Below are 20,077 nucleotides of genomic sequence, written 5' to 3'. Positions count from 1 at the left end.
GTCTTTGGGTGTGAGTATGCTTAATAGTAAAGAAACCCGTTCAAAAAACAGTTTAGTAAGCTGTGTTGCAAACACTACTGCAAACTGTTTTCGAAAGATCTCAGCAAAGAACACCTATCTAAGACATGAACAGAGAAATGAAGCGATTAGAATCACTTTAGTCATTTTGCTTTGTATGCTGATTGGCAAAGTCTTTAGTTTTGATTCGAGTGTTTACCTTGCACTCTACCCAACCATAGTCATGACAAAAGTGAAAGACTATGCATGGGTCAGTCTTTTTAAAACCTTCGCTCCCACTTTTGTTTCTGCTTGTGTGGCTTTAACCGTGGTGGAGCTATTCCAGTCACATCCGTTTGTCGTGTGGACAATAAGCTTACTGTTTATTGATTGGATGCGTAAAAAAGCCGATACACCCGCTAAACGTGGCGGCTTGATCATGCCTATTTTTAACTGGATCTTGATTGTGATTTTTTCACAGTTCAGTACTCAAAGCATGCCAGACAGAGTCAGTGAAATCTTATTGTCTATGGTGATTACTGCTTGTGTGGCTAAGCTGGCGGTTAAGCTACTCCCTGTGACGAACATGCTAAACCCTGTGGCATTTAAGCCACAAAAAGTCACCTACCAGCAAAGACTCGTGACGTTAGGTTTGATTGGCAGCGGTATAGCCTTATTGATGAATATCAATCTGTTGACGGCCACTTTTTGTATGGTGCCAGTTATTGCTGCGGCAACTCAAAATGATCGCCTGGCTTTTAAAATGGTGATCTCTCGTCGATTTATCACCCAAATTGGCGGCTGTGCGATTGCCGTATTAGTGAGTATTTTACTTGCTAATCATCAGGCGATTATCAGTTATTATGCACTGGTTGTTGGCGCCGCAATACTGGCCATTGCAGTATTGATGGTGACAGGAGAAAATAGTCAAAGAGAGTTCCATGGTGATGCGCTTTTAGCCACAGTGCTGCCCATTCAACTTTATATCGGTACTGTCAACATGGGCTTAGAGAGTATCTTTCTAAGAGCGTGGGAACTGGCGGTTACTTTAGGTATATTATTCTTATTATTTCAATTATCTAACAGAAGAGAGCCCCATGTCACAGACGAGCAAAATGGTGCCAGAGCTTGAAGCAAGTACATCATTTATGATGGGATTAGCCTACAAACAATTTAGAACCTTGGCTAACCAAGCCTTGTCGGTAGAGCTTGGAATAAGTTTAGAAATGTTAGGTGCACTTAGGGTATTAGCCCATAGCGGTGAGATCCCGCAGCAAGGCTTAGCAGAAAGTCTGCAGCGTGAACGCTCGGCGACTAAGCGCTTAGTGGATAATTGTATTAAGCGCGAATTGATCAGCAGTTATAAAAGTGAAACCAATAAAAAAGCAAAATACTTAATGATCACCGACAAAGGCTTAATGATAAAAGAGCAGGCTGGCACCATACTGTCTGGAATTATTGAACAGTTTTATCAGCCTCTAAGCGCCCAAGAGCGAGATACCTTATTAGTGCTTTGTCGTAAACTGATTAAGGACGATATTTATTTGGGCAATGATTAATGTTATCGGCTAAAACTTTGTAGGACCTAGGACCTAGGACCTAGGACCTAAAAGCTGTTAGCACTCGAGCCTATAACCTAGAGCCTACGACGTCTTATTCCGCTTCCGAAGCGATAACCGCTTTAATCCCTTGAGAGTGGATTTTGACGCAAATGCCATCTCTCTTAAAGGCGATAGTTGGATTGGCTAAACGCTCTTTATCACCTTTAGGTGAACTCATTTTCACCTTAACCTCAGTTTCTCCCGCTAAAACCGCGGCGAGTTGCGGTGCGTGAGCCAATAACGCTTGGCTTAGTGTATCGCAGTCTATTGCGCCACAATCGAGTACTAACTCAATATGCTCCCAGCCTTCAACCGGATAGACTTTGTCACTTGGGTAGGGCAGCTCGACACACTCAATCGAACTAGTGCCCATAATTAAAGGTGTATTTAGCTCAATGATCAGAATTGGGCGGCCGTTAATCATATTATCTGAAATGATGTTACCGACCTTGGCAAACTCATGGCGCAGTTCATCTGCGGCCTCAGGGCTATTAACGCGAAGTGCGCTGTGGTCACATTCAAGTTTGAGTGAGTCTAGGCCTAACTCTTGAGTAAATGCTTGTATGCGCTGGCTAAATGTCGGCCAGCTGCCAATTAATTCTTGGTATGTCATAGGGTGTGCCTTAACGCAAATGGGCATGGAATAAAAAGTGGAAAATAGCTGTTAATGGGAACAGTGACTAGCTCTTAAGGCCAGATCTCAATCGGGGTGCCGGGCTCAATCGCTCGCCAAAGCTCGTCCATTTCGGCGTTGGTGATCGCGATACAACCATCGGTCCAATTATACATCTGGGCTTCTTCTGGAGTTAGGCTGGAATTTGGGTTTTCACCGTGGATCATAATTTGTCCGCCGGGGCTAATGCCGAGGGCATCCGCACGTAATTTGTCTTCATCATTTGGGTAGGATATATGGATCGCGCGATAGTAAGCACTATCAGACTTTTTGTAATCCAGAATATAACGGCCTTCAGGGGTACGTTGATCGCCCTCTGTCAGCTTATGACCCACAGGGTTATCGCCCATGGCGATACGGTATTTCTTTAGCACTTTACCTTGGCGAAGAATTGCCATGCTTGCTTCAGACTTAGTCACAATCACTAAGTCGGCTTTACCACTGGCCATTGCACTTGCGAAAGTAGCGTTTGAAAAGAAGGTGCTTGAAATTAGCATCAGCAAGCTGAGCGATAAAACAATAAAACGCATGAAAAACCCTGAGCGAAATGGCTAAAAATCGATGAGTGACTGGCTCTATATTACCTTAAAAAAGCACGGCTGTTGATGATAAAGGCTAAGATTATTTTTGAGCTCACCCTATATGCGTGTCACACTATTCATATCACCAATCTTAAATGCCTTGATTAGTCAGATTAAACAGACGGAATCATCGCTAAATTTTTGCAAGGATTTGTTGTAAAAATGGCAACAGAGAAAGATCCAGAAAGTTTGTTAAAGCTTAAATTACGCCGGGTAATTTTCGGTACCGATACTCGAGCCGGACGTTACTTTGATATCAGTTTGATGGTCTGTATCGTGATGAGTGTTCTGCTCGTCTTTCTTGATACCGTGGCTAAGGTGCATGAGCGATATGGCGATATTATTGTCATTATGGAGTGGGGCTTTACCTTTATTTTTACCATAGAGTACCTATTAAGACTCTACTGCTCGGCTAAGCCACTCAGTTACGCTAAAAGCTTCTATGGCGTGGTGGATCTGTTATCGGTATTACCGACCTATTTAGCCCTGTTCTTCCCTGGGGCTAACTTCACCATGGTCATTAGGATCTTGCGTTTGTTCAGGATCTTCCGCGTATTAAAGCTACTGCGTTATTTAAGCGAAGGTAACTTACTATTGCGTGCCATGATGCAATCGGGACGTAAGGTTTTTATCTTCTTTTTCTCGGTGAGTCTAATTGTGGTGGTATTGAGTGCGGTAATGTATGTGGTAGAAGGGCCTAACAACGGCTTTACCTCTATTCCTAAATCGATTTATTGGACCATTGTGACTATCACCACCGTAGGCTATGGTGATATTACTCCTGGCACACCACTCGGCCAGGCCATTGCGGCTTTTACTATGCTGCTAGGTTACTCAATTATAGCCATTCCAACGGGTATTTTAACTGCGGAAATTTCACAAGAGATTGGCCGGACACGAGATTTAAGGCGCTGTAGTAACTGCCTTAAAGTGGGCCATGAAAATAATGCGCTCTACTGCGATCAATGTGGCAGTGAGTTAGAGAGCGAACTGTAAATACTAAAATTAAAGGATTAGAGGTGTTATGGCTGTAGCCAAGTTTGTACAGGGATCGATTTTACGCCATATTTTGGTGATGAGTTCCACCGCGGCTATCGGCATTTCGGCGCTGTTTGTGGTCGATTTATTGGATATATTTTTCCTCAGTCTACTGGGGGAACAGGAACTTGCAGCGGCAGTTGGCTACGCTGGCACCATCTCATTCTTTACGACTTCCATCGGTATCGGCCTCTCAATTGCCCTAGGGGCTTTGGTCTCGCGCTCCATTGGCGCCAAACAAGCAGAAAAAGCTAAGCGCTTACTATTAAACAGCCTCGTTGTAACTTTTTTGATGAGTCTATTGGTGGCGTTTAGCGTGTATATGTTTATTCCAGAACTATTGAGTCTGGTAGGCGCAACAGGCAAAACCGCTGAACTTGCCGAGAGTTATCTTAATATTCTGGTGCCATCACTACCGCTTATCTGCCTAGCAATGGCGCTAGGTAGCGCGTTAAGGGCGGTGGGCGATGCCAAGTTGTCTATGGTGTCGACCTTAGTTGGCGGTGGTGTGAATGCGGTTTTTGATCCGATATTTATCTTCATGTTTGCTATGGGAATTGAAGGTGCGGCTGTTGCCTCGGTAATGGCTCGATTTGCCGTGTTTGTGGTTGCGGCCCGAGGCGTTGTGTTCAAGCACAAGCTATTAGGGCGCTTTAATATCGAACACTTTGTTGAAGATTTATCTCCAATCTTTGCCATCGCAGGTCCTGCAATGCTCACTAACGTAGCGACCCCTATCGGTAATGCGGTAGTGACGCGCGCCATCGCTGATTTTGGTGATAGCTATGTGGCCGGGTGGGCGGTTTTAGGCCGACTGATCCCGGTATCATTTGGCATGATATTCGCGCTTTCTGGCGCCATAGGGCCGATTGTTGGGCAAAACTACGGTGCGCTGGAATTTGAACGGGTTAAAGAGTCATTGACCAGAGCGATACAGTTCTGCGCTGTCTATGTACTAGCTGTATCGCTGCTCTTGTTCTTAACTCGTCATCAAATTGTCAGCGTGTTCGATATGAAAGGTGATGCGGCGGATCTGATTTTGTTCTTCTGCTCGTTTATAGCGGTATTCTTTATTTTCTCAGGTATTTTATTTGTCGCCAATGCCTCATTTAATAACTTAGGTAAGGCCAAATACTCGACTCTGTTTAATGTTGGTAAGGCGACCTTAGGCACCATTCCATTTGTTTATTTCGGTGCGCAGTGGGGCGGGGTTTACGGAGTGTTGATTGGTCAGGCACTAGGTTCGATTATTTTCGGAATAGTGGGGGTGCTGGTGGCGTACAGATTGGTTGAGCGGGTTAAGGCTGCATCTATTGCAACTGCTGCTGACGTCACTGAATTCGCTAAGGCTACAGATAAGACTAAAGATAAGGCCAAGGGCAAAACCAAGGATAAGAGCGAGTTTGATGAGGAGCTAAGTTTGAGTGGTCAAAGCCCACTTTCTTCCTCTTGTGCCAACATGGCAATAGTCAATGAGGAGCAAGACTGCGAGGGGAGTAATGAAATAGCTGAGCTTATTGGCGTTAAAGAGGAAAGTGCTCCAAGCAAATAAGCTCAATCAAACGAGAAAGACTGCGCGGGCATGCCGATATTTAGTTAACTGACGCCGCTTTTTCTTCGTTTGTTTCTACTGGTGCGTCATTTGTCGCATCAGTTGTCTCTTGTGCAGCAGCTTGCTCTGCCGCTTCGGCTTCAAGTTTTGCTTGCTGCTCCGCACGCTCTGCTTTAGACACGTATTTTTTGATCGTAGGCGCAGTGTGCTTATTAAGGCGAGCCTTAGCACGTTTTGCAGTCTTTTTGATCATCTTCTGTTTTCTGTTCATGAGTTCTCTACGATATGCCTATTAATAACGTCTATATGATGTCTATTGTGGCACATTCTGCGCCAAGCTAGAAATCGGAGGCGAATTTTACCCTAAACAAGGCGTAACCGCTACCGCAGTATTGTGATTAACAATCTCGCCTCCAAGAACCTAAGGTTGTTTAGCTTGTGGGGTCGGCGCGAAATTGCACCGTAAGACCATAGGCATGGCGCCTTCCATGCTACTTAATTTTCCAAAATTACTCAGAGTCGAGCACTTTGTTATACTGAATTTTTTGTGATTTGATATAAAATGGCTTCAAAGCATCAATAGTGGTGCACGATAAAGTCTTAAGATGAGTAATAAAGCCGCATGAATCCACCAAGCAATATCACTTTTTTCAGTCGTTTTGAGACTGATATTCTAGCCGGTAACAAAACCATCACCTTACGTGATGAGTCCGAGTCTTATTATCAAGCTGGGCAGCGTGTGAGTGTGTCTAATTTAGAAGATGGTCGCTGCTATGGCGAGCTTGATATTCTCTCAGTTAGCCGCGTGGCTTATGATGACTTAAATGATACGCACGCAGAGCAAGAAAATATGAGTTTAGCTGAGCTTAAAACCTTAATTAGACAGATTTATCCGGGTATTGAAGCCCTATATCTCATTCATTTTAAATTGGTTTAATTCACTTTAAATTGGTTTAGTTCAACTTATCTCTAGCTATTTTGTCACTAAATTATTGTAGTGTGCAGTTATTCAAAACTCTGGTTTCTGAATAACGATAATTCATGCAAAATCCCAAAGCAGACAGTAGACTTGCGTTATTCAACAGAATAACACAAGTCTATGTCGCTGATGGCAAAAGATACTTCCAAAAAAGCAGAACAAGATAATGTTCGTGCGAGTTTAATTCGAGCGGCATATCGTTGTTTTACCGCCGCAGATTACGACAAAGTTAGTATCCGACAAATTAGCGAATTAGCCGGTGTGAATATGGCGATGATCCGTTACTACTTCGGTAATAAACTGGGTTTGTTTGAGGCGATGGTGACTGAACATATCCATCCTATCCATCAGCGCGCAAAAGCATTACAACAATCTCACGGTAAGCCGACGGTGGCAGATATTGTCGCTGAGTTTTATCAAACAATGATCCCCAATCCAGAGTTTCCGCGCTTTTTATTTCAGCTGATGAGTTCAGACCACTCATCAGAGGCAAAGGCGGTGATCTACAAATTGTTTGAACCAATCGCCGAACTCACGCCTATGCCGAAACAACTATTAGAAGAGTCGGGCGAACTTGATCCGCAAATGGTAAAGATGTCGCTACTGAGCTTAATGATTTTCCCCTTTGTCATGCCAACTCCAATGGCAAAACTACATGGTTATCAACTTAATGAAGAATTTTATCAACAATTGGCCAAACACAATATTGCTCTGCTCGAACATGGTTTGTCTGGAGGAAAGCATTAATGTCTAGCTATAAAGGAAAGCGCTGGTATTTCTTCCCTGCATTGGCAGTTGGCTTTGTTGTGCTTATTTTAGTGGTTAAATTACGCAGCCATCCGCCACTTGAGCTACAGGCCGAGCCGAGTAAGTTGGTTGAGGTGATTGAGTTAAAACAAGTCCCAGTTGTTGCACAGGTCGACGCTTTTGGCCGAGTGAGTCCTAAGATCCAGTGGCAGTTATTACCCGAGGTTGGTGGGCGTGTGGTGTATAAACACCCCGATCTTGCCGTAGGTAAAATCCTGCCAAAAGACACGCTATTACTTTCTATCGACCCGCTCGATTACCAAATTCGTTTGGCTCAAGCCCAAGCTGATCGTAAGGCATTAGAAGGTCAGCTCGCGGGTAAAGCCTTGCAACTAAAAAACCTACAGCTATCACTTGAGATTGAAAATAATCGCTACGACTTAGTGAAATCAGATTTAAAGCGTAAAGAAACCCTGCGTAAACAAAACCTGATTTCACAATCAGAATTAGATGGTGAAAGACAAAACTTGTTAGCGCAGCAGCAAAAACTGCAAGAATTAGATAACAGTTTAAACCTAATGCCGAATGAAACTGACATTCTTAAGGCGCAGTTACAGCAAGCGCTTGCCCGTGAACAAGAAGCAAGCAGTCAACTGGCTAAAACTGAAATTCGCCAACCATTTGAAGGGCGGGTAGCCGAAGTTAACGTTGAAAGTAACCAAGTGGTGTCGCCGCAGCAAGTTCTTGCCCGTATTAACGGCATTGAGGTAATGGAAGTTGAAGCTCAGGTATCACTCGGCGATGTGATGACCTTAATGAAAACCGTTAATCAACCTCAGGCTGAAATGGGACAACTGCCTCGAGCTGAGGCATTAGGGCTAACGGCGGAAATTACCCTTAAAGGCGCGACATATTCATTTAGCTGGCCGGCAGCGATTAACCGAATCGGTGAAACCGTTGACCCGACACTTGCTACAGTGAGCGTGGTGTTACAAGTTGAGCAAGAGTATCGCCAACTTAAAATTGGCCAGTCGCCTCCGTTGGTAAATGGCATGTTTGTTAGCGCTAGAATTAAGGGCGGCGAGCGTAACTACTGGATGGTGCCAGAGCGCGCACTACACGGCGACAAACTGTATATCATGAACCAAGATAACCGTTTGCAACTGGTTGATGTTCAAGTGTTGTTCCGTCAAGAAGGTCAAGCGGCTGTGCAAGGTGAGCTAGTGGAAGGCATGCAACTAGTGCTTACTGACCTTATTCCAGCTGTTAATGGTATGGCGCTGCGAACTCAAACCTCTAAATCACAAGAGGGGACGCAGCCGTGATAGGTTTTTTTGTTCGCCACCCAACAGCAACAACCTTGTTGATGTTAGCGTTCATCGTGTTGGGTATTAAGGCGTTACCAGAGCTTAAACGAGAGACATTCCCGGAGTTTTCAAAAAATTACATTAGTGCCCAAGTTGTGCTTCCTGGGGCATCTCCACAAGATGTAGAAGAAAACCTCTGTCTTAGAATGGAAGATGCAGTCGATAGTCTCGGCAGCATTACCGAAACCAAATGTGATGCGCTTGAAGGCGTAGCACGCATGACGTTAAAGCTTGAAGATAACGCAGACCTTGGTCGAAGCTTAGTTGACGTACAAACCAAAATCTCGGCGATTAAAGATTTTCCTGCAGAGATTGAACCGCCAATTGTTGAGGAGCTTGATTTTAATGAGCGCATTATCGACATTGCGGTAACAGCCTCGACCAGCAAGCCCGAGCTAAAAGCTTACGCCGAGGATTTAAAGCGTCGATTAAAGCTTGATACCAGCATTAGCCAAGTGGAGATCGCCGGGTTTTCTCAGCATCAATTGCTGGTTGAAGTCTCACTCGGTGCAATAAAGCGTTTAGGTATGAGTGTTGCTGATGTTGCCAATCAAATTGAGCAACAAAACGTGCAGCTGCCGAGCGGTACCGTTGAAACTGCCAGTAAGAACATTCTAATTCGATTCGACCAACGCGAAGTTGAGCCTGAGCGCCTTGGTAATATCGTGATCCGCTCTAATGCCCAAGGCGGATTAGTGCGTCTGCGAGACATTGCAACAATTACTGATAGATTTGAGTTAGACGAGGAAAGCATTCGCTTTGATGGCGAACAAGCGGCCATTTTGACCGTGTTTAAGAATAAATCACAAGACTCTCTGCGTTTAAAGGAGGAAGTGATTGGCTTTTTAGATGCAGAAAAATTGCGTACACCAAATGGCATCACCATTAGTACTTCAAATGATTTGAGTTCACTGTTGTGGGACCGCCTCAACATGCTAATCGAAAATGGCTTGCAAGGTGTCGTGCTAGTGTTCTTGTGTATGTGGCTATTTTTTAGTTTGCGCTACTCTTTTTGGGTGGCAATGGGTTTACCTGTTGCGTTTATGGGTAGCTTATTCTTTATGGCGCAAGTAGGCCTCACCTTAAACATTATGACGCTGGTGGCATTCTTAATGGCTATCGGCATTATGATGGATGACGCGATTGTAATTGCAGAATCCATTGCTGCGCATATCGAGCGCGGTTTAAGTAAAACTGAAGCGGTTGTACAAGGCGTAAAGCGTGTATTGCCGGGCGTGGTGTCATCGTTTTTAACCACAGTGTTTATCTTCTCTAGTATCGCCTTTATGGAAGGGGACATGGGTAAGGTGCTGCGGGTTATTCCGCAAACATTACTGCTTATTTTGACCGTGAGTTTAGTTGAAGCCTTTTTAATTTTACCTAATCACTTAGCCCATGCTGCTAAGGGCAAAAAGCGTAAAACCAGTCGCTTTAAACAAAAGTTTAATCAAAAGTTTGAGTACTTTAGAACGGTGCAGTTAGTGGCCGCAGTTGAATGGGTGATTAACTGGCGTTATGTGTTTATGGGCGGCGTGATAAGTCTGCTACTTGTCTCTATTTCGTTAGCCGCAGGTGGCGTGGTTAAGTTTGTGGGTTTTCCAGAGCTTGATGGTGACGTTGCCGAGGCGCGGATTATTTTGCCGCCAGGCGCAACGCTTGAACAGACTGAATTTGTAGTTAATAGAGTGGTGAGTGTTGCTCGAGAACTCGATGATAAGTACAGCCAGAAGGAGGACGGTCAGCGCCTTATTCAGCATATTACCGAGCGTTTTAACTTTAACGCCGATGCGGGAGAAAGTGGTGCTCACGTGGCAACGGTTAAAGTTGACTTGCTGAGCGCTGAGATCCGCCAGACCTTAATTAACACCTTTATCCGCGAGTGGCAGCAAGGCGTGGGTGAAATGGTTGACCCGATAGGCATTGTCTACAAGCAAGGCGCAATGGGACCTGCTGGTCGCGCCATTGAAATTCGCATACGCGGTGATAATCTTGATGAGCTAAAGTCAGCATCAATAGAAGTGCAGCAATATTTGAAGGGCTTTAATGGTGTGTCTGGTGTACTGGACAGCATGCGTCCGGGTAAAGCCGAAATTCTGATGACGTTAAAGCCTGGCGCAGAAGCATTTGGCGTTAATGGTATGATGCTAGCAAGTCAGCTTCGCGGCGCGTACTTCCACCAAACCGCCGACAATATTCAAGTGGGGCCTGAAAGCATTCAAATTGATGTGCAGTTAGATAAAGTTGATGCGGCCAAGCTTGAAAACCTAGCTAACTTTCCAATCACCATTGGTAGTGCAGGCGAGCAAGTACCGTTATCGGCGGTGGCAGATTTTAAGTGGCAACGTAATTACGTCAAAATCTCCCGACTAGACGGGATGCGCTTTGTGACTATTACCGGCGAAGTGGATACTCACTTAGCCAATGCCACTGAGATTAATAAGGCGTTTAGAGATGAGCTTTTACCTGAGCTGAAGCAGCGTTATCCGGATATTCGCGTCAGCTACGAGGGCGAAGTAAAAGAAAGTAAGACGACGCAAAACTCGATGGCTAGCGGCTTTATTGTCGGCTTGTTGGCAGTGTTTGCCATCTTAAGTTTGCAGTTTAAAAGTTATATTGAGCCATTAGTGGTTATGGCGGTTATTCCGCTAGGTCTTATTGGCGTGTTGTGGGGCCACTTATTGTTAGGCTACTCCATGAGTATGCCATCAATACTCGGCTTTGTAGCCCTTGCAGGGGTCGTGGTTAACGACTCTATTTTGCTGGTGCAATATATTCGTTATCACGTAGAAGAGGGCCAATCGGTGCATGAGGCCGTAGTGAGTGCTAGCAAAGAGCGCTTTAGAGCGGTATTTATTACCTCACTAACCACTGCTGCTGGCATGTTACCGCTGCTACTTGAGACCAGTATTCAAGCGCAGGTTCTGCAACCTCTAGTGGTCTCTATGGTGTTCGGTATTTTCGCTTCAACCGCGCTGGTACTCTTTATGGTGCCAGCCAGCTACGCGATTTTAGAAGACTTTGGCAAGGTGAGTTTTAGTAAAAAAGACCAGACGATCGAGGCTTAATCCTACTGGTGAATAGAGAAATCGAGTAGATAAAGCAAACAGATAAAAAAGGCGCTAAACCTAAAGGTTAGCGCCTTTTTCGTTATCGATTATTATCAATAAACTCGTTTAATTACATCTTACTTAGCATATTGAGTGTAATCGCTACGGAGTTATCCGCGGTGGTTTGTTTAGCATCTTCGTAGGTTAAATGCGCAGAGCCGTCCGCTTTATCAGAGATGGTACGAATGACGACCAGTGGAATATCAAACATGTCGGTCACCTGCGCCACTGCGGCGCCCTCCATTTCAACGGCGATAGCGTTGAATTCTTGACGTAACATACTGACCACGGCTTTATCGGCAATGAACTGATCGCCTGTTGCGATAATCCCTGAATGAACACGCGCTTTACCAATTGACTCTTTGGCAGCATTTAGTGCCAAGGCTTGCAGCTTTTTATCTGCATAGAACAAGCGATCGTCATAACCGTCAAGTTGGCCTTTTGGCGCACCAAAGGCGGTTAAGTCAACATCGTGCTGCACCAATGCAGTCGATATAACCACATCGGCAACATTGAGTTCAGGGCTCGCAGCGCCAGCAATACCAGTAAAAATAATACTGTTAACGTCAAATTGGTTAATCAACACGTAAGTGGTGATAGCTGCATTGACTTTACCCACACCAGAGCGAGCCACAACCACAGGTTTGCCTTCGATAAATCCGGTGTAATAAGTATTTTTGGCAACATTATAAGTTTGGCGATGGCTAATTTCAGGCAGTAGCTTTTCAATTTCAGCATCCATTGCGCCTAAAATGGCGATAGGTTTGACATTCTTTGTTGTATTATTTGCTGCATGCATTGCTGTTTCAGCAACGGCATGAAATGAAAGAAGTGAATAGATCAAAGCGATAACAACGACAGTGGTGCGCATCTTAGTGGCATTCCAATAGTTTAGATGCGCGCATCATAATGAGATAAGCAAATGGAGTAAATGGGCTTTATCGCTTTATCGCTGTAACGTGAGCTGACTAAGTTATATTTTTGCCGTGTCGGATTAAGCCTGCATCTTTAAGAATTGGATTACAGTGGATATAGGCATTGAGCCTAAGGTTTGCTGCAATACAAATTTTCAAAGTCAGGAATATTTTGCTCCCAGACAGGCGTATCTTCACCAATGATTGATTTTAGAACTTCAATAAATAACTTGGTTTTAATCGGCGCATCGCGGTGAGGATAGACAGCATAAAAGGTGCCAAAATCATCGAGGTTCAAATGAGTCATGATCGGGATTAGTTTTCCTTCAATTACTTCATTTTGAATCATCTGCGCGGTCACAACGGCAAGAGTGTTACCTGCAACGACACTCTTTACGACCATCTCCACGTCATTGACTTTATAAGCGGCATTTAGCTGAAAATGCTGGCTAACATGATTATCATCGAGGTAGCTAAACTTATCCATGAACAAACCGGGAGTTGAGTAAATGGTGGCTGGAAGCGACTCCAGTTTTGTCACCGTCTCAATGTCACCATGTTGTTGAATAAAGTCAGGGGAAGCGACGATTAATAAACGACTGCGGGCAATTTTACGAGAAATCAAACTCGAACTTTTGGGTTTACCAATACGAAAACCTATGTCGAACCCTTCTTGAACCATATCGACAAGCTTATCTTCTAATCTGAGCTCGCATTGAATATCAGGGTATTTCTTTTGAAACACAGAAATAGCGTCTTGTACATATTGGCGACCAAACATCATTGAACTTGTCAGCCTCAAGTACCCTCTAGGCTCAGAGTGATAGTTTTGCGCTAATCGGCGCGTATCGCTAAGTAAATCTCGTAGCTGTTTAGCCTGCGCTATCATCTCATTGCCTGCAGCTGTTAGCGATAATGAGCGAGTGGTACGGTTTAACAAGCGAACTCCAAGCTCCTTCTCTAACCGGCTTATTTGTTTTGAGATGACCGAGCGATCCAAATTATTGCGCTCGGCGACATTAGTAAAAGAACCGAGCTCAATCACTTCAAGCAATAACAATAAACGACTAGAAAAATCCATGATGACCTCGGAGTAATTGGTTTGACATTGGTGCAAAGTAAGCACCAATGTTGTGCTTATAATAGTATTTTTACCATCCAATGCAAGGTTTATAGTAGCTGCACTTACAGAGAGAAGGCTTTTTCAGAGTGACTATACTGAGACAGCTAACAACTCAATCAATGAGGCAGTTTACAATGAAAAAATTATCAATTACTCAGCACAATGGTATCGCAACAGTTGCTATCAACAATCCACCAGTCAACGTACTTACCATAGACTTAATTAATGAAATTAATGAGTTTGTACTTTCTCTTAAAGACTCCCGTGATACTAAGGTGGTGGTGTTTAAGTCCTTGCATGAATCTTTCTTTTTAGCGCACCTGGATTTGAATGTGATTAACGGCACACAAGGTGGCCAGGCGGCATCGATTGAGTTCAGCCACATGATTACAAACATCAAAGCGATGAAACAAGTCTCTGTCGCGGTAGTAGATGGCGTTGCCCGTGGTGGCGGTGATGAGTTTGTAATGGCATGCGACCTTGCCTATGGGACTGAAAATGCCGCGTTTGCTCAACCAGAAATTCACGTGAATATTCCAACTGGCGGCCAAGGCGCAGTGCAATATGCAAGAAGAATGGGCAAAAATAAAGCATTGCAAGCCCTGTTATTAGGTAACGATTTCACCGCCCAAGAGGCTGAAAATCTCAATATCATCACTAAATTTGTTCCTAAGGCAGAGCTAGATAGCTTTTTGGACATGACATTAACTGTGATTAGCGGGCTAGAGGTGCGTGATATCGTGATGTACAAAGAGATCATTGCCACTTCAATTAAAGATGAAGAGGCTGGCGCAGAGTTAGAGCTTCGTTATTTCTTAGAGCGTGCCAAAGAGCAAAAAACTGCAGCGATTATCGAAGCGTTTTTAAAGCATGGTGGACAAACCGAACGTGAGGCAAAAGATATGCCTGGCATTTTTGCCGACACTGCGGCTGAACTGTCTAAATAATTGTAGCTTCACTTATCATAAAGTGAATGCGTGGTTTTAACACTAATAAGCCGTCGTAAAGGCGGCTTTTTAGTGCAACTGAAAGGTGATTTATGAGATACGAAGGTGCTATTTACCGTCCGCCACCAGAGGCTGACGCTTATATTTTGCAATGTACAATTGGTTGCTCTTATAACAAGTGTACTTATTGCTCTATGTACAAAAATGTTCGTTACCGAGTTCGCCAACTCGATGAACTAAAAAAAGATATTGCTATGGCAAAGGCGGCAATGGGCGACAAGGTCGAAAAAGTCTTTTTAAGCGATGGTGATGCGATTTCATTACCAAGCGAAATGCTATTAGAGATTTTAGCTGAGCTCTATGCCGCATTCCCTAAATTGACTCATGTGAGTACTTACGCTGGGCCGCAAAGTACGTTGGATAAAACAGTCGATGAGTTTAAACAACTCAAAAAAGCTGGCTTAACCATGACATACCTAGGTGTGGAATCAGGCTCTAATGACGTGTTAAAAGCGGTACGCAAAGGCGTAACTGCTAATGAAATGCTAACCGCGGGGCAAAGTATCGTCGAATCTGGCATTAAACTTGTTGCTATGGTGATGATTGGCCTAGGGGGAAGTGGTGAGTATTCTCATTCCCATGCGCGGCAAACTGCCGAGTTGATTAATCAGATGAACCCATATCTGCTGGGACTGTTGACCACGGTAGCGATAGACGGGACGACATTATTTAGGCAAGTTCAACAAGGTGACTTTAAGCTGCTAAGCCCTTATGAAGTACTAGAGGAGATAAAGATCTTATTAGAAAACTTGCAGCGAGAAGGTTTACTCATTGACAGCACTCATGGGTCTAACCTATTGCCAATGAAAGGCACGTTACAGCAAGTAAAGGCAGATGTGTTAGGTCACATAGATAATCTATTGCTTGAAAAGAACAGTAATCTTATTGGCAAAGCCTACCTAGGACGATTTTAATAGCTTTAATATCGTGAGCATAAACTCAATGATATTGCCCAAATTATAGTTACACTTTCAGCAACTCAGAGTTGGTTAGCCTTCGAATGAAGGCTGATTACATTTTTTTGGATCCGTGTTACCAAGTAGCAGCTCTGGATTATCTCTTCACCGCTATCAATCGCCCCTGCGGGGTATGTGCAGATGCTGCCTGCTTTTATGGCTTTCATGGCTTTAATGCAGTCTTGATGCAGCTTAGGAGCTAGGTTATAGATGCTGGTGGATACATCAAGCAGGACATGAAATGCTATCGGTTACTTATTCTCATGTAGGGTTGACTAAAACGGCACTCTGATTCAGGCTCATAAAGGATAATGACGCCCTGTAAATCCGGAGGATTAGGGGGAGCCATTATTAAAACGTCTTGTTAAAACTTCAGAAAAATCTGTTCCATTATAAGGAAAATAACGTGCAGACTATCAATGATTGCCGCGGCAACTTTAACGTGTTGTTAGCGTTAACATTCCCCCTCATTTTCATGACAGCTTGTAATAGCAACAATGAGACTCAAACCCAATTAAACCTTTCAACCGAAAAGGATTTTGCTAAAAATAGTCGCTTACGTGCCAACCCCGAACAGGGTACCGTTGCTTTATTTCTTGAGCCACCTTCAGCCACTGTAGAAGATGATTCCAACGGCGAATCCGGCTCTGATCTCATCCCCTACAAATATTTGCGTACCCTTAAGCATACATTTTGCTATGAAGATGGTAACAGTAAGTCAAATCACTCTATGGTGCTTAACAATAGCAGTGGCGAGGAAGTGCTTAGCCTTACAGCCAATGATGATTGCGTATCGGCAATCATATCTGCTGGGGAATATCATTTAGTCATGACCCACGGCCAGCATGTTGATAGCACAGATCCTACCTTCTTAGTGACAATGCCCGATAGTGGTTCGCAGCCAGAAGCAAATAGTGCAAATTACTCAATAGTTTCCAAACTACTGATGAGCATTGGCAATGTCTTGATAAGTCCTGCTTATGCAGACACTGCAGATGATAATGTGACTACGCTTATTTCTACCAACGCATGTAAGAATTGTGATTTGTCAGGCGCAGATTTGGATAATGCAACATTCACATTTGCAGATCTTTCCGGCGCTGATTTGAGCGATGCCATCTTAACCAATGTAGACCTTTTCGAATCAACGCTCACCGGAACCAACTTTAGTGGCGCCGATATGAGCAATGGGGACTTTCGTGGTTCGGAAATGACCTATGCAGATCTCAGCAATGCCAACTTGAGTGGGGCTTATTTTTCAAGCGCGCAATTATCGCCAGCGGACCTTGATAAAGCGACTGTCACGGATACAGATTTTGATAACGCCAACCTTGTTGGCGCGACATGGATAGACGGAGGCATTTGCGATATCACTTCTGTTGGCTTTTGTAATTCAACAGTGGTTGCCGAGTCTGATCCGTGCGACTCTGTAAAGCAGGATGTTACCGATGATGGTAACACCGTCTATAAATGTTTATTGCCGGCGGTTGATAAAGAAGTTTGTACCACAGAGTACGGTGGTGTTAATGGTGCTACGCCAATAACAAGCTGTGAAGCAATAGATACTTCAGAGCTGGTAACCTCTGTTAATCTTGTTGATATATTCAGCCAAGTTAGCTCATCTTTCGATACCACTCTGGACAACGATACGCCTATGGCCATTCTAGCCTGGGGAGGGGAAGGTGGCATTGGCTCTAGTGGCGGACTCTGGACCTCTGGTGGTGATGGCGGTAAGAGCGGTTTTGCATCGACAGTCACAACCTTATCTAATTTTCTAGACGATTATGGCCAAACTTCATTCAATTTCTTTATCGGTGAAAATGGTACTCTGAGTAATGTCTATGGTGATGGCGGCTCTTCGACACTCGTCATGATTGCTGAAAGTAGCCCGTCTTCACTTGAAGACGATGTGATACTTATTGCTGGCGGTGGCGGCGGTGGAGACTCATCTGGATGGCTTAACGATGGCACAGATGGCGGCGAAGGCGGCGTTGCAGCCTCATCAATCATGGGGCAGGGAACCATTGGTGTAGGCCAAGCCATTATCAGTGTAGCCGACGGTGGCAGCACCGATGAATGGGGAAATGGTGGAAATGGTGCAGGTGACGGCAAAGATGGTATTGGTGGTCAAGGCGGTCAAGGTTTTCTAGGCGCTAATAGTGAGTGGGTAAATGGCGACCCTAGCGTTGGTTCGGACGGCAGGGGCGGTAATGCAGATGATAGCTTTACCGCTGCTGGAGGCGGTGGCGGCGGTGGTGGTTATGGCGGCGGCGGTGCTGGCGATGATGGAGCTGGAGCCGGTGGTGGAAGTTGGTCGGTCATCCCTACTATTACTTGTAATAGCACGCCTACTCAAGATACTGCACCTTCAAATCCAGGAACATCTGGTGATGACTTTGGCAGTAAAAATGGCGCTGTTGAAGTCTGGATATTTCCTAAGGGCTGTTAGCCTAGTAAGCCCCTAGAGCAGTAGACATAGCAGATAGAGCAAGCTAATAACGGGGGATTCTTCCCGTTCTTAGCCCGCTCAGCGTGTTAGCACATGGCTTCGCCATATTCGCCGTGGTAAATGGTTTTTACCTCAAACTTGGCAGCCTTCGAATGAAGGCTGATTACATTTACTTTTGTATCGTTGTTACACGGTAGCGTACTTGAACTGGTAGCTTCGTCGTTATCAATCGCCTGCCGCGGGCGGATGTGCAGACACTGCTGAAGCACGCCTCAAGTACGTCCATGTAGGCTCAACGAAAACATCCCTTTTTTCGACGGCTTCAACCGTATCTACACGGGATAATTGGTGTACTCATTCGGCTGAGAGGTTTGGTTTCTAACTTGGAAATGCCCCAAAATCACTCCGAGCTAATACTCTACACATTTTTCGGAGCCTACACTTTCCCTATCAAATCTAATCTGACGAAAGGCGATGAGAGCATGGTTATTTGAGGTGTGCGCTGGTTGAAAATCGAATTCTTAGAATCTGCCTGTGTTTTAGCAAATCTTACCAACTGTATAAAGATATAGTTTCGTAAAAATCCACCTTTTTTGAGACGGATGCCGCTTTTACCATAGAGAGCGGAAACAAAGAAAATCAGAGAGCGATTTATGGTTGACTTTCAGTGTGTTATTCGTATTCTTCGAAAGAGAAAATGCGTAAAAAACTGATTTTTGTGATTTTGAAAGGCGGATTGATTCCGCATAATAAGCTGTTATGTGAATCAAGAGGTACATACATTTGAGCTATGTAGCAGAATATAGTGAATCAAAATTAGAAGCCCTAACAATGCTTGTTAAATTTTCGATAGATCAAGGTGTTGTGGAGGTTGATAGTCAGTTGACTAATCAAGTTATTAATGTTGCGATTAGAAAGCTTCACGACTCAGCTAGTTCATTTCGTGGAGAGAAAAAGTATTTAGGTCACCCCGGCTGGTCTAATGAAGCGCTGGCAATTCTAGATGCTCATGATGGAGCTATCACTCGTTGTACTAGTAAGCTTAGACATGAGCATATTGTTCCAATTTCAGTTGTCGTAGAAAAATTGCTGTCTTATCCTAAAAATACACCGTTAGAAACCTTTAAGAAAATAATTCTTAAATACGCAGCAGTTGTAATTATCTCTAGTGATGAAGATGCACTCTTTCGAGAATACAAATTACAGAAAACTATGCCGGCCAACTGGGATGGGAAAGATGTCTTTGCAAGGTATAAAATTGTTGGCCTTTACGACAAAATAAAATTCACATAACAAAGCATTTAACGTTTTCTCTTCGCTCAAAGTATAGGCAAGCGCCGCTCACACCTTAATGCGGCGTTACTTTTCCATACCAAAGTTAATTCAGAAATTGCTAAATCAGTAATATCACTAACTGATTTTTGTTCATTTTCGAGTCACCGAGTCTGCGCTGACTCACTTATGCCCCAAAATTGGTTAGCCTTGGAATTAAGGCTGGTTACATTATCTTTGTATCCTTGCTATGGGGTAGCCCGTTTTAGCTTGTAGCTTCGTCGTTATCAATCGCCTCAAGCGGGGCATGTGCAGATACTGCTGCGAGGCGCAGCACTTCTCTATAACGGAAAGTATCCCTGTAAGCTCTGCGATGACGAATAGTATCCCTGCTAAATGGCCAGTTCGGCATCCAGCCTCTCGTTCGAAAGCTTGATAACTTCGTTATCTCTCACCATGTCATGGACGATCACGGCCGTATCTACACGTGGTAATTGGAGTACTCATTTTGGTTGGTGTTGCATGATGTCTAACGCGGAAATTCCCCATTATCATTCAGAGTAAAAGCTCATTCATATCGTATTAACGAGATTTTGGATTAGTTTTATTCACTGTTTATATGAACAGCCATAATGAAACATGGTGATTTTATCACTTGAGTTCTGTTTTTATTTCATACTTTATAAGTTGGTCAAAAAGCATTTTAAAGATAGA

Annotated in this window: 17 protein-coding genes; 12 read left to right on the top strand and 5 right to left on the bottom strand. The window is 44.1% G+C overall.

Going from position 1 to position 20,077, the window contains the following annotated elements; all coding sequences use genetic code 11:
• Positions 1 to 16 precede the first annotated feature (16 nt).
• Positions 17 to 1,129, top strand: a complete 1,113-nt coding sequence (locus K5Q73_RS12005; RefSeq protein WP_220762822.1) for a DUF2955 domain-containing protein — start codon at positions 17 to 19, stop codon at positions 1,127 to 1,129.
• Positions 1,095 to 1,556: a MarR family winged helix-turn-helix transcriptional regulator gene (locus K5Q73_RS12000; RefSeq protein ID WP_220762820.1), complete on the top strand. Its 462-nt coding sequence runs from the start codon at positions 1,095 to 1,097 to the stop codon at positions 1,554 to 1,556. Before K5Q73_RS12005 ends, K5Q73_RS12000 begins: the two co-directional genes overlap by 35 nt.
• A gap of 94 nt (positions 1,557 to 1,650) precedes the next feature.
• Here K5Q73_RS12000 and K5Q73_RS11995 read toward each other — a convergent pair whose 3' ends face one another.
• Both K5Q73_RS11995 and K5Q73_RS11990 read right to left on the bottom strand, forming a co-directional pair.
• A complete protein-coding gene (locus K5Q73_RS11995; protein WP_259650786.1) occupies positions 1,651 to 2,211 on the bottom strand; it encodes a VOC family protein in 561 nt (186 codons plus the stop codon).
• Positions 2,212 to 2,285: 74 nt separating this feature from the next.
• Entirely contained in the window at positions 2,286 to 2,768 is a 483-nt protein-coding gene (locus K5Q73_RS11990) for a murein L,D-transpeptidase family protein (protein WP_374706846.1), read from the bottom strand.
• Positions 2,769 to 3,014: 246 nt separating this feature from the next.
• Between K5Q73_RS11990 and K5Q73_RS11985 the strand changes: the two genes are divergently transcribed.
• Positions 3,015 to 3,848 (top strand): ion transporter, encoded by an 834-nt coding sequence (locus K5Q73_RS11985; RefSeq protein ID WP_220762814.1) that lies wholly within the window; start codon positions 3,015 to 3,017, stop codon positions 3,846 to 3,848.
• A 28-nt stretch (positions 3,849 to 3,876) separates the two neighbouring features.
• The gene (locus K5Q73_RS11980; RefSeq protein WP_220762812.1) at positions 3,877 to 5,442 is read left to right on the top strand and encodes an MATE family efflux transporter; all 1,566 of its coding nucleotides are present in this window, start codon (positions 3,877 to 3,879) and stop codon (positions 5,440 to 5,442) included.
• A gap of 40 nt (positions 5,443 to 5,482) precedes the next feature.
• Here K5Q73_RS11980 and K5Q73_RS11975 read toward each other — a convergent pair whose 3' ends face one another.
• Complete coding sequence (locus tag K5Q73_RS11975) at positions 5,483 to 5,713, bottom strand: DUF2986 domain-containing protein (RefSeq protein WP_220762810.1); 231 nt, start codon at positions 5,711 to 5,713, stop codon at positions 5,483 to 5,485.
• A gap of 351 nt (positions 5,714 to 6,064) precedes the next feature.
• Here K5Q73_RS11975 and yqfB point away from each other — a divergent pair, with 351 nt between their 5' ends.
• From yqfB to K5Q73_RS11955, 4 genes are all read left to right on the top strand, one after another.
• Positions 6,065 to 6,379 carry a N(4)-acetylcytidine aminohydrolase gene (gene yqfB / locus K5Q73_RS11970; protein ID WP_220762808.1) on the top strand — a complete coding sequence of 105 codons (315 nt, stop codon included), beginning with the start codon at positions 6,065 to 6,067 and terminating at the stop codon, positions 6,377 to 6,379.
• Positions 6,380 to 6,550: 171 nt separating this feature from the next.
• Positions 6,551 to 7,168 (top strand): TetR/AcrR family transcriptional regulator, encoded by a 618-nt coding sequence (locus tag K5Q73_RS11965; RefSeq protein ID WP_259650785.1) that lies wholly within the window; start codon positions 6,551 to 6,553, stop codon positions 7,166 to 7,168.
• Positions 7,168 to 8,493 (top strand): efflux RND transporter periplasmic adaptor subunit, encoded by a 1,326-nt coding sequence (locus K5Q73_RS11960; RefSeq protein WP_220762804.1) that lies wholly within the window; start codon positions 7,168 to 7,170, stop codon positions 8,491 to 8,493. Before K5Q73_RS11965 ends, K5Q73_RS11960 begins: the two co-directional genes overlap by 1 nt.
• Positions 8,490 to 11,600 (top strand): efflux RND transporter permease subunit, encoded by a 3,111-nt coding sequence (locus K5Q73_RS11955; protein WP_220762802.1) that lies wholly within the window; start codon positions 8,490 to 8,492, stop codon positions 11,598 to 11,600. Before K5Q73_RS11960 ends, K5Q73_RS11955 begins: the two co-directional genes overlap by 4 nt.
• Positions 11,601 to 11,712: 112 nt before the next feature.
• Here the strand turns inward: K5Q73_RS11955 and K5Q73_RS11950 are convergent, their stop codons facing one another.
• Both K5Q73_RS11950 and K5Q73_RS11945 read right to left on the bottom strand, forming a co-directional pair.
• Positions 11,713 to 12,513, bottom strand: coding sequence for a 5'-methylthioadenosine/adenosylhomocysteine nucleosidase (locus K5Q73_RS11950; protein ID WP_220762800.1), 801 nt, complete (start codon positions 12,511 to 12,513; stop codon positions 11,713 to 11,715).
• A 173-nt stretch (positions 12,514 to 12,686) separates the two neighbouring features.
• Positions 12,687 to 13,637 carry a LysR family transcriptional regulator gene (locus K5Q73_RS11945; RefSeq protein WP_220762799.1) on the bottom strand — a complete coding sequence of 317 codons (951 nt, stop codon included), beginning with the start codon at positions 13,635 to 13,637 and terminating at the stop codon, positions 12,687 to 12,689.
• Between the two features lie 176 nt (positions 13,638 to 13,813).
• On the opposite strand from K5Q73_RS11945, the gene K5Q73_RS11940 reads away from it, so the two are divergent.
• The 4 genes from K5Q73_RS11940 to K5Q73_RS11925 all read left to right on the top strand — a co-directional run bounded on the left by K5Q73_RS11940 (position 13,814) and on the right by K5Q73_RS11925 (position 19,384).
• On the top strand, positions 13,814 to 14,626 hold the full coding sequence (locus K5Q73_RS11940) for an enoyl-CoA hydratase/isomerase family protein (RefSeq protein ID WP_220762797.1): 813 nt from the start codon (positions 13,814 to 13,816) through the stop codon (positions 14,624 to 14,626).
• Between the two features lie 92 nt (positions 14,627 to 14,718).
• Entirely contained in the window at positions 14,719 to 15,600 is an 882-nt protein-coding gene (locus K5Q73_RS11935; protein ID WP_220762796.1) for a radical SAM protein, read from the top strand.
• A 448-nt stretch (positions 15,601 to 16,048) separates the two neighbouring features.
• The gene (locus K5Q73_RS11930) at positions 16,049 to 18,091 is read left to right on the top strand and encodes a pentapeptide repeat-containing protein (protein ID WP_220762794.1); all 2,043 of its coding nucleotides are present in this window, start codon (positions 16,049 to 16,051) and stop codon (positions 18,089 to 18,091) included.
• A gap of 783 nt (positions 18,092 to 18,874) precedes the next feature.
• Positions 18,875 to 19,384 carry a hypothetical protein gene (locus tag K5Q73_RS11925; protein WP_220762791.1) on the top strand — a complete coding sequence of 170 codons (510 nt, stop codon included), beginning with the start codon at positions 18,875 to 18,877 and terminating at the stop codon, positions 19,382 to 19,384.
• The last annotated feature ends 693 nt before the right edge of the window (positions 19,385 to 20,077 follow it).

It is taken from the genome of Shewanella sp. MBTL60-112-B2, from assembly GCF_019655055.1.
GTDB lineage: Bacteria > Pseudomonadota > Gammaproteobacteria > Enterobacterales > Shewanellaceae > Shewanella.
Note: the sequence above shows the minus strand (reverse complement) of the source record. Positions and strands in the feature narration are given on the sequence as shown.

Coding starts and splice junctions, on each gene's coding strand:
- K5Q73_RS11985 (WP_220762814.1), top strand. CDS start 3,015: ATGGCAACAGAGAAAGATCCAGAAAGTTTGTTAAAGCTTAAATTACGC.
- yqfB (WP_220762808.1), top strand. CDS start 6,065: ATGAATCCACCAAGCAATATCACTTTTTTCAGTCGTTTTGAGACTGAT.
- K5Q73_RS11935 (WP_220762796.1), top strand. CDS start 14,719: ATGAGATACGAAGGTGCTATTTACCGTCCGCCACCAGAGGCTGACGCT.
- K5Q73_RS11950 (WP_220762800.1), bottom strand. CDS start 12,513: ATGCGCACCACTGTCGTTGTTATCGCTTTGATCTATTCACTTCTTTCA.
- K5Q73_RS11995 (WP_259650786.1), bottom strand. CDS start 2,211: ATGACATACCAAGAATTAATTGGCAGCTGGCCGACATTTAGCCAGCGC.
- K5Q73_RS12005 (WP_220762822.1), top strand. CDS start 17: ATGCTTAATAGTAAAGAAACCCGTTCAAAAAACAGTTTAGTAAGCTGT.
- K5Q73_RS11965 (WP_259650785.1), top strand. CDS start 6,551: ATGGCAAAAGATACTTCCAAAAAAGCAGAACAAGATAATGTTCGTGCG.
- K5Q73_RS11990 (WP_374706846.1), bottom strand. CDS start 2,768: ATGCTAATTTCAAGCACCTTCTTTTCAAACGCTACTTTCGCAAGTGCA.
- K5Q73_RS11960 (WP_220762804.1), top strand. CDS start 7,168: ATGTCTAGCTATAAAGGAAAGCGCTGGTATTTCTTCCCTGCATTGGCA.
- K5Q73_RS11975 (WP_220762810.1), bottom strand. CDS start 5,713: ATGAACAGAAAACAGAAGATGATCAAAAAGACTGCAAAACGTGCTAAG.
- K5Q73_RS11940 (WP_220762797.1), top strand. CDS start 13,814: ATGAAAAAATTATCAATTACTCAGCACAATGGTATCGCAACAGTTGCT.
- K5Q73_RS11945 (WP_220762799.1), bottom strand. CDS start 13,637: ATGGATTTTTCTAGTCGTTTATTGTTATTGCTTGAAGTGATTGAGCTC.
- K5Q73_RS12000 (WP_220762820.1), top strand. CDS start 1,095: ATGTCACAGACGAGCAAAATGGTGCCAGAGCTTGAAGCAAGTACATCA.
- K5Q73_RS11980 (WP_220762812.1), top strand. CDS start 3,877: ATGGCTGTAGCCAAGTTTGTACAGGGATCGATTTTACGCCATATTTTG.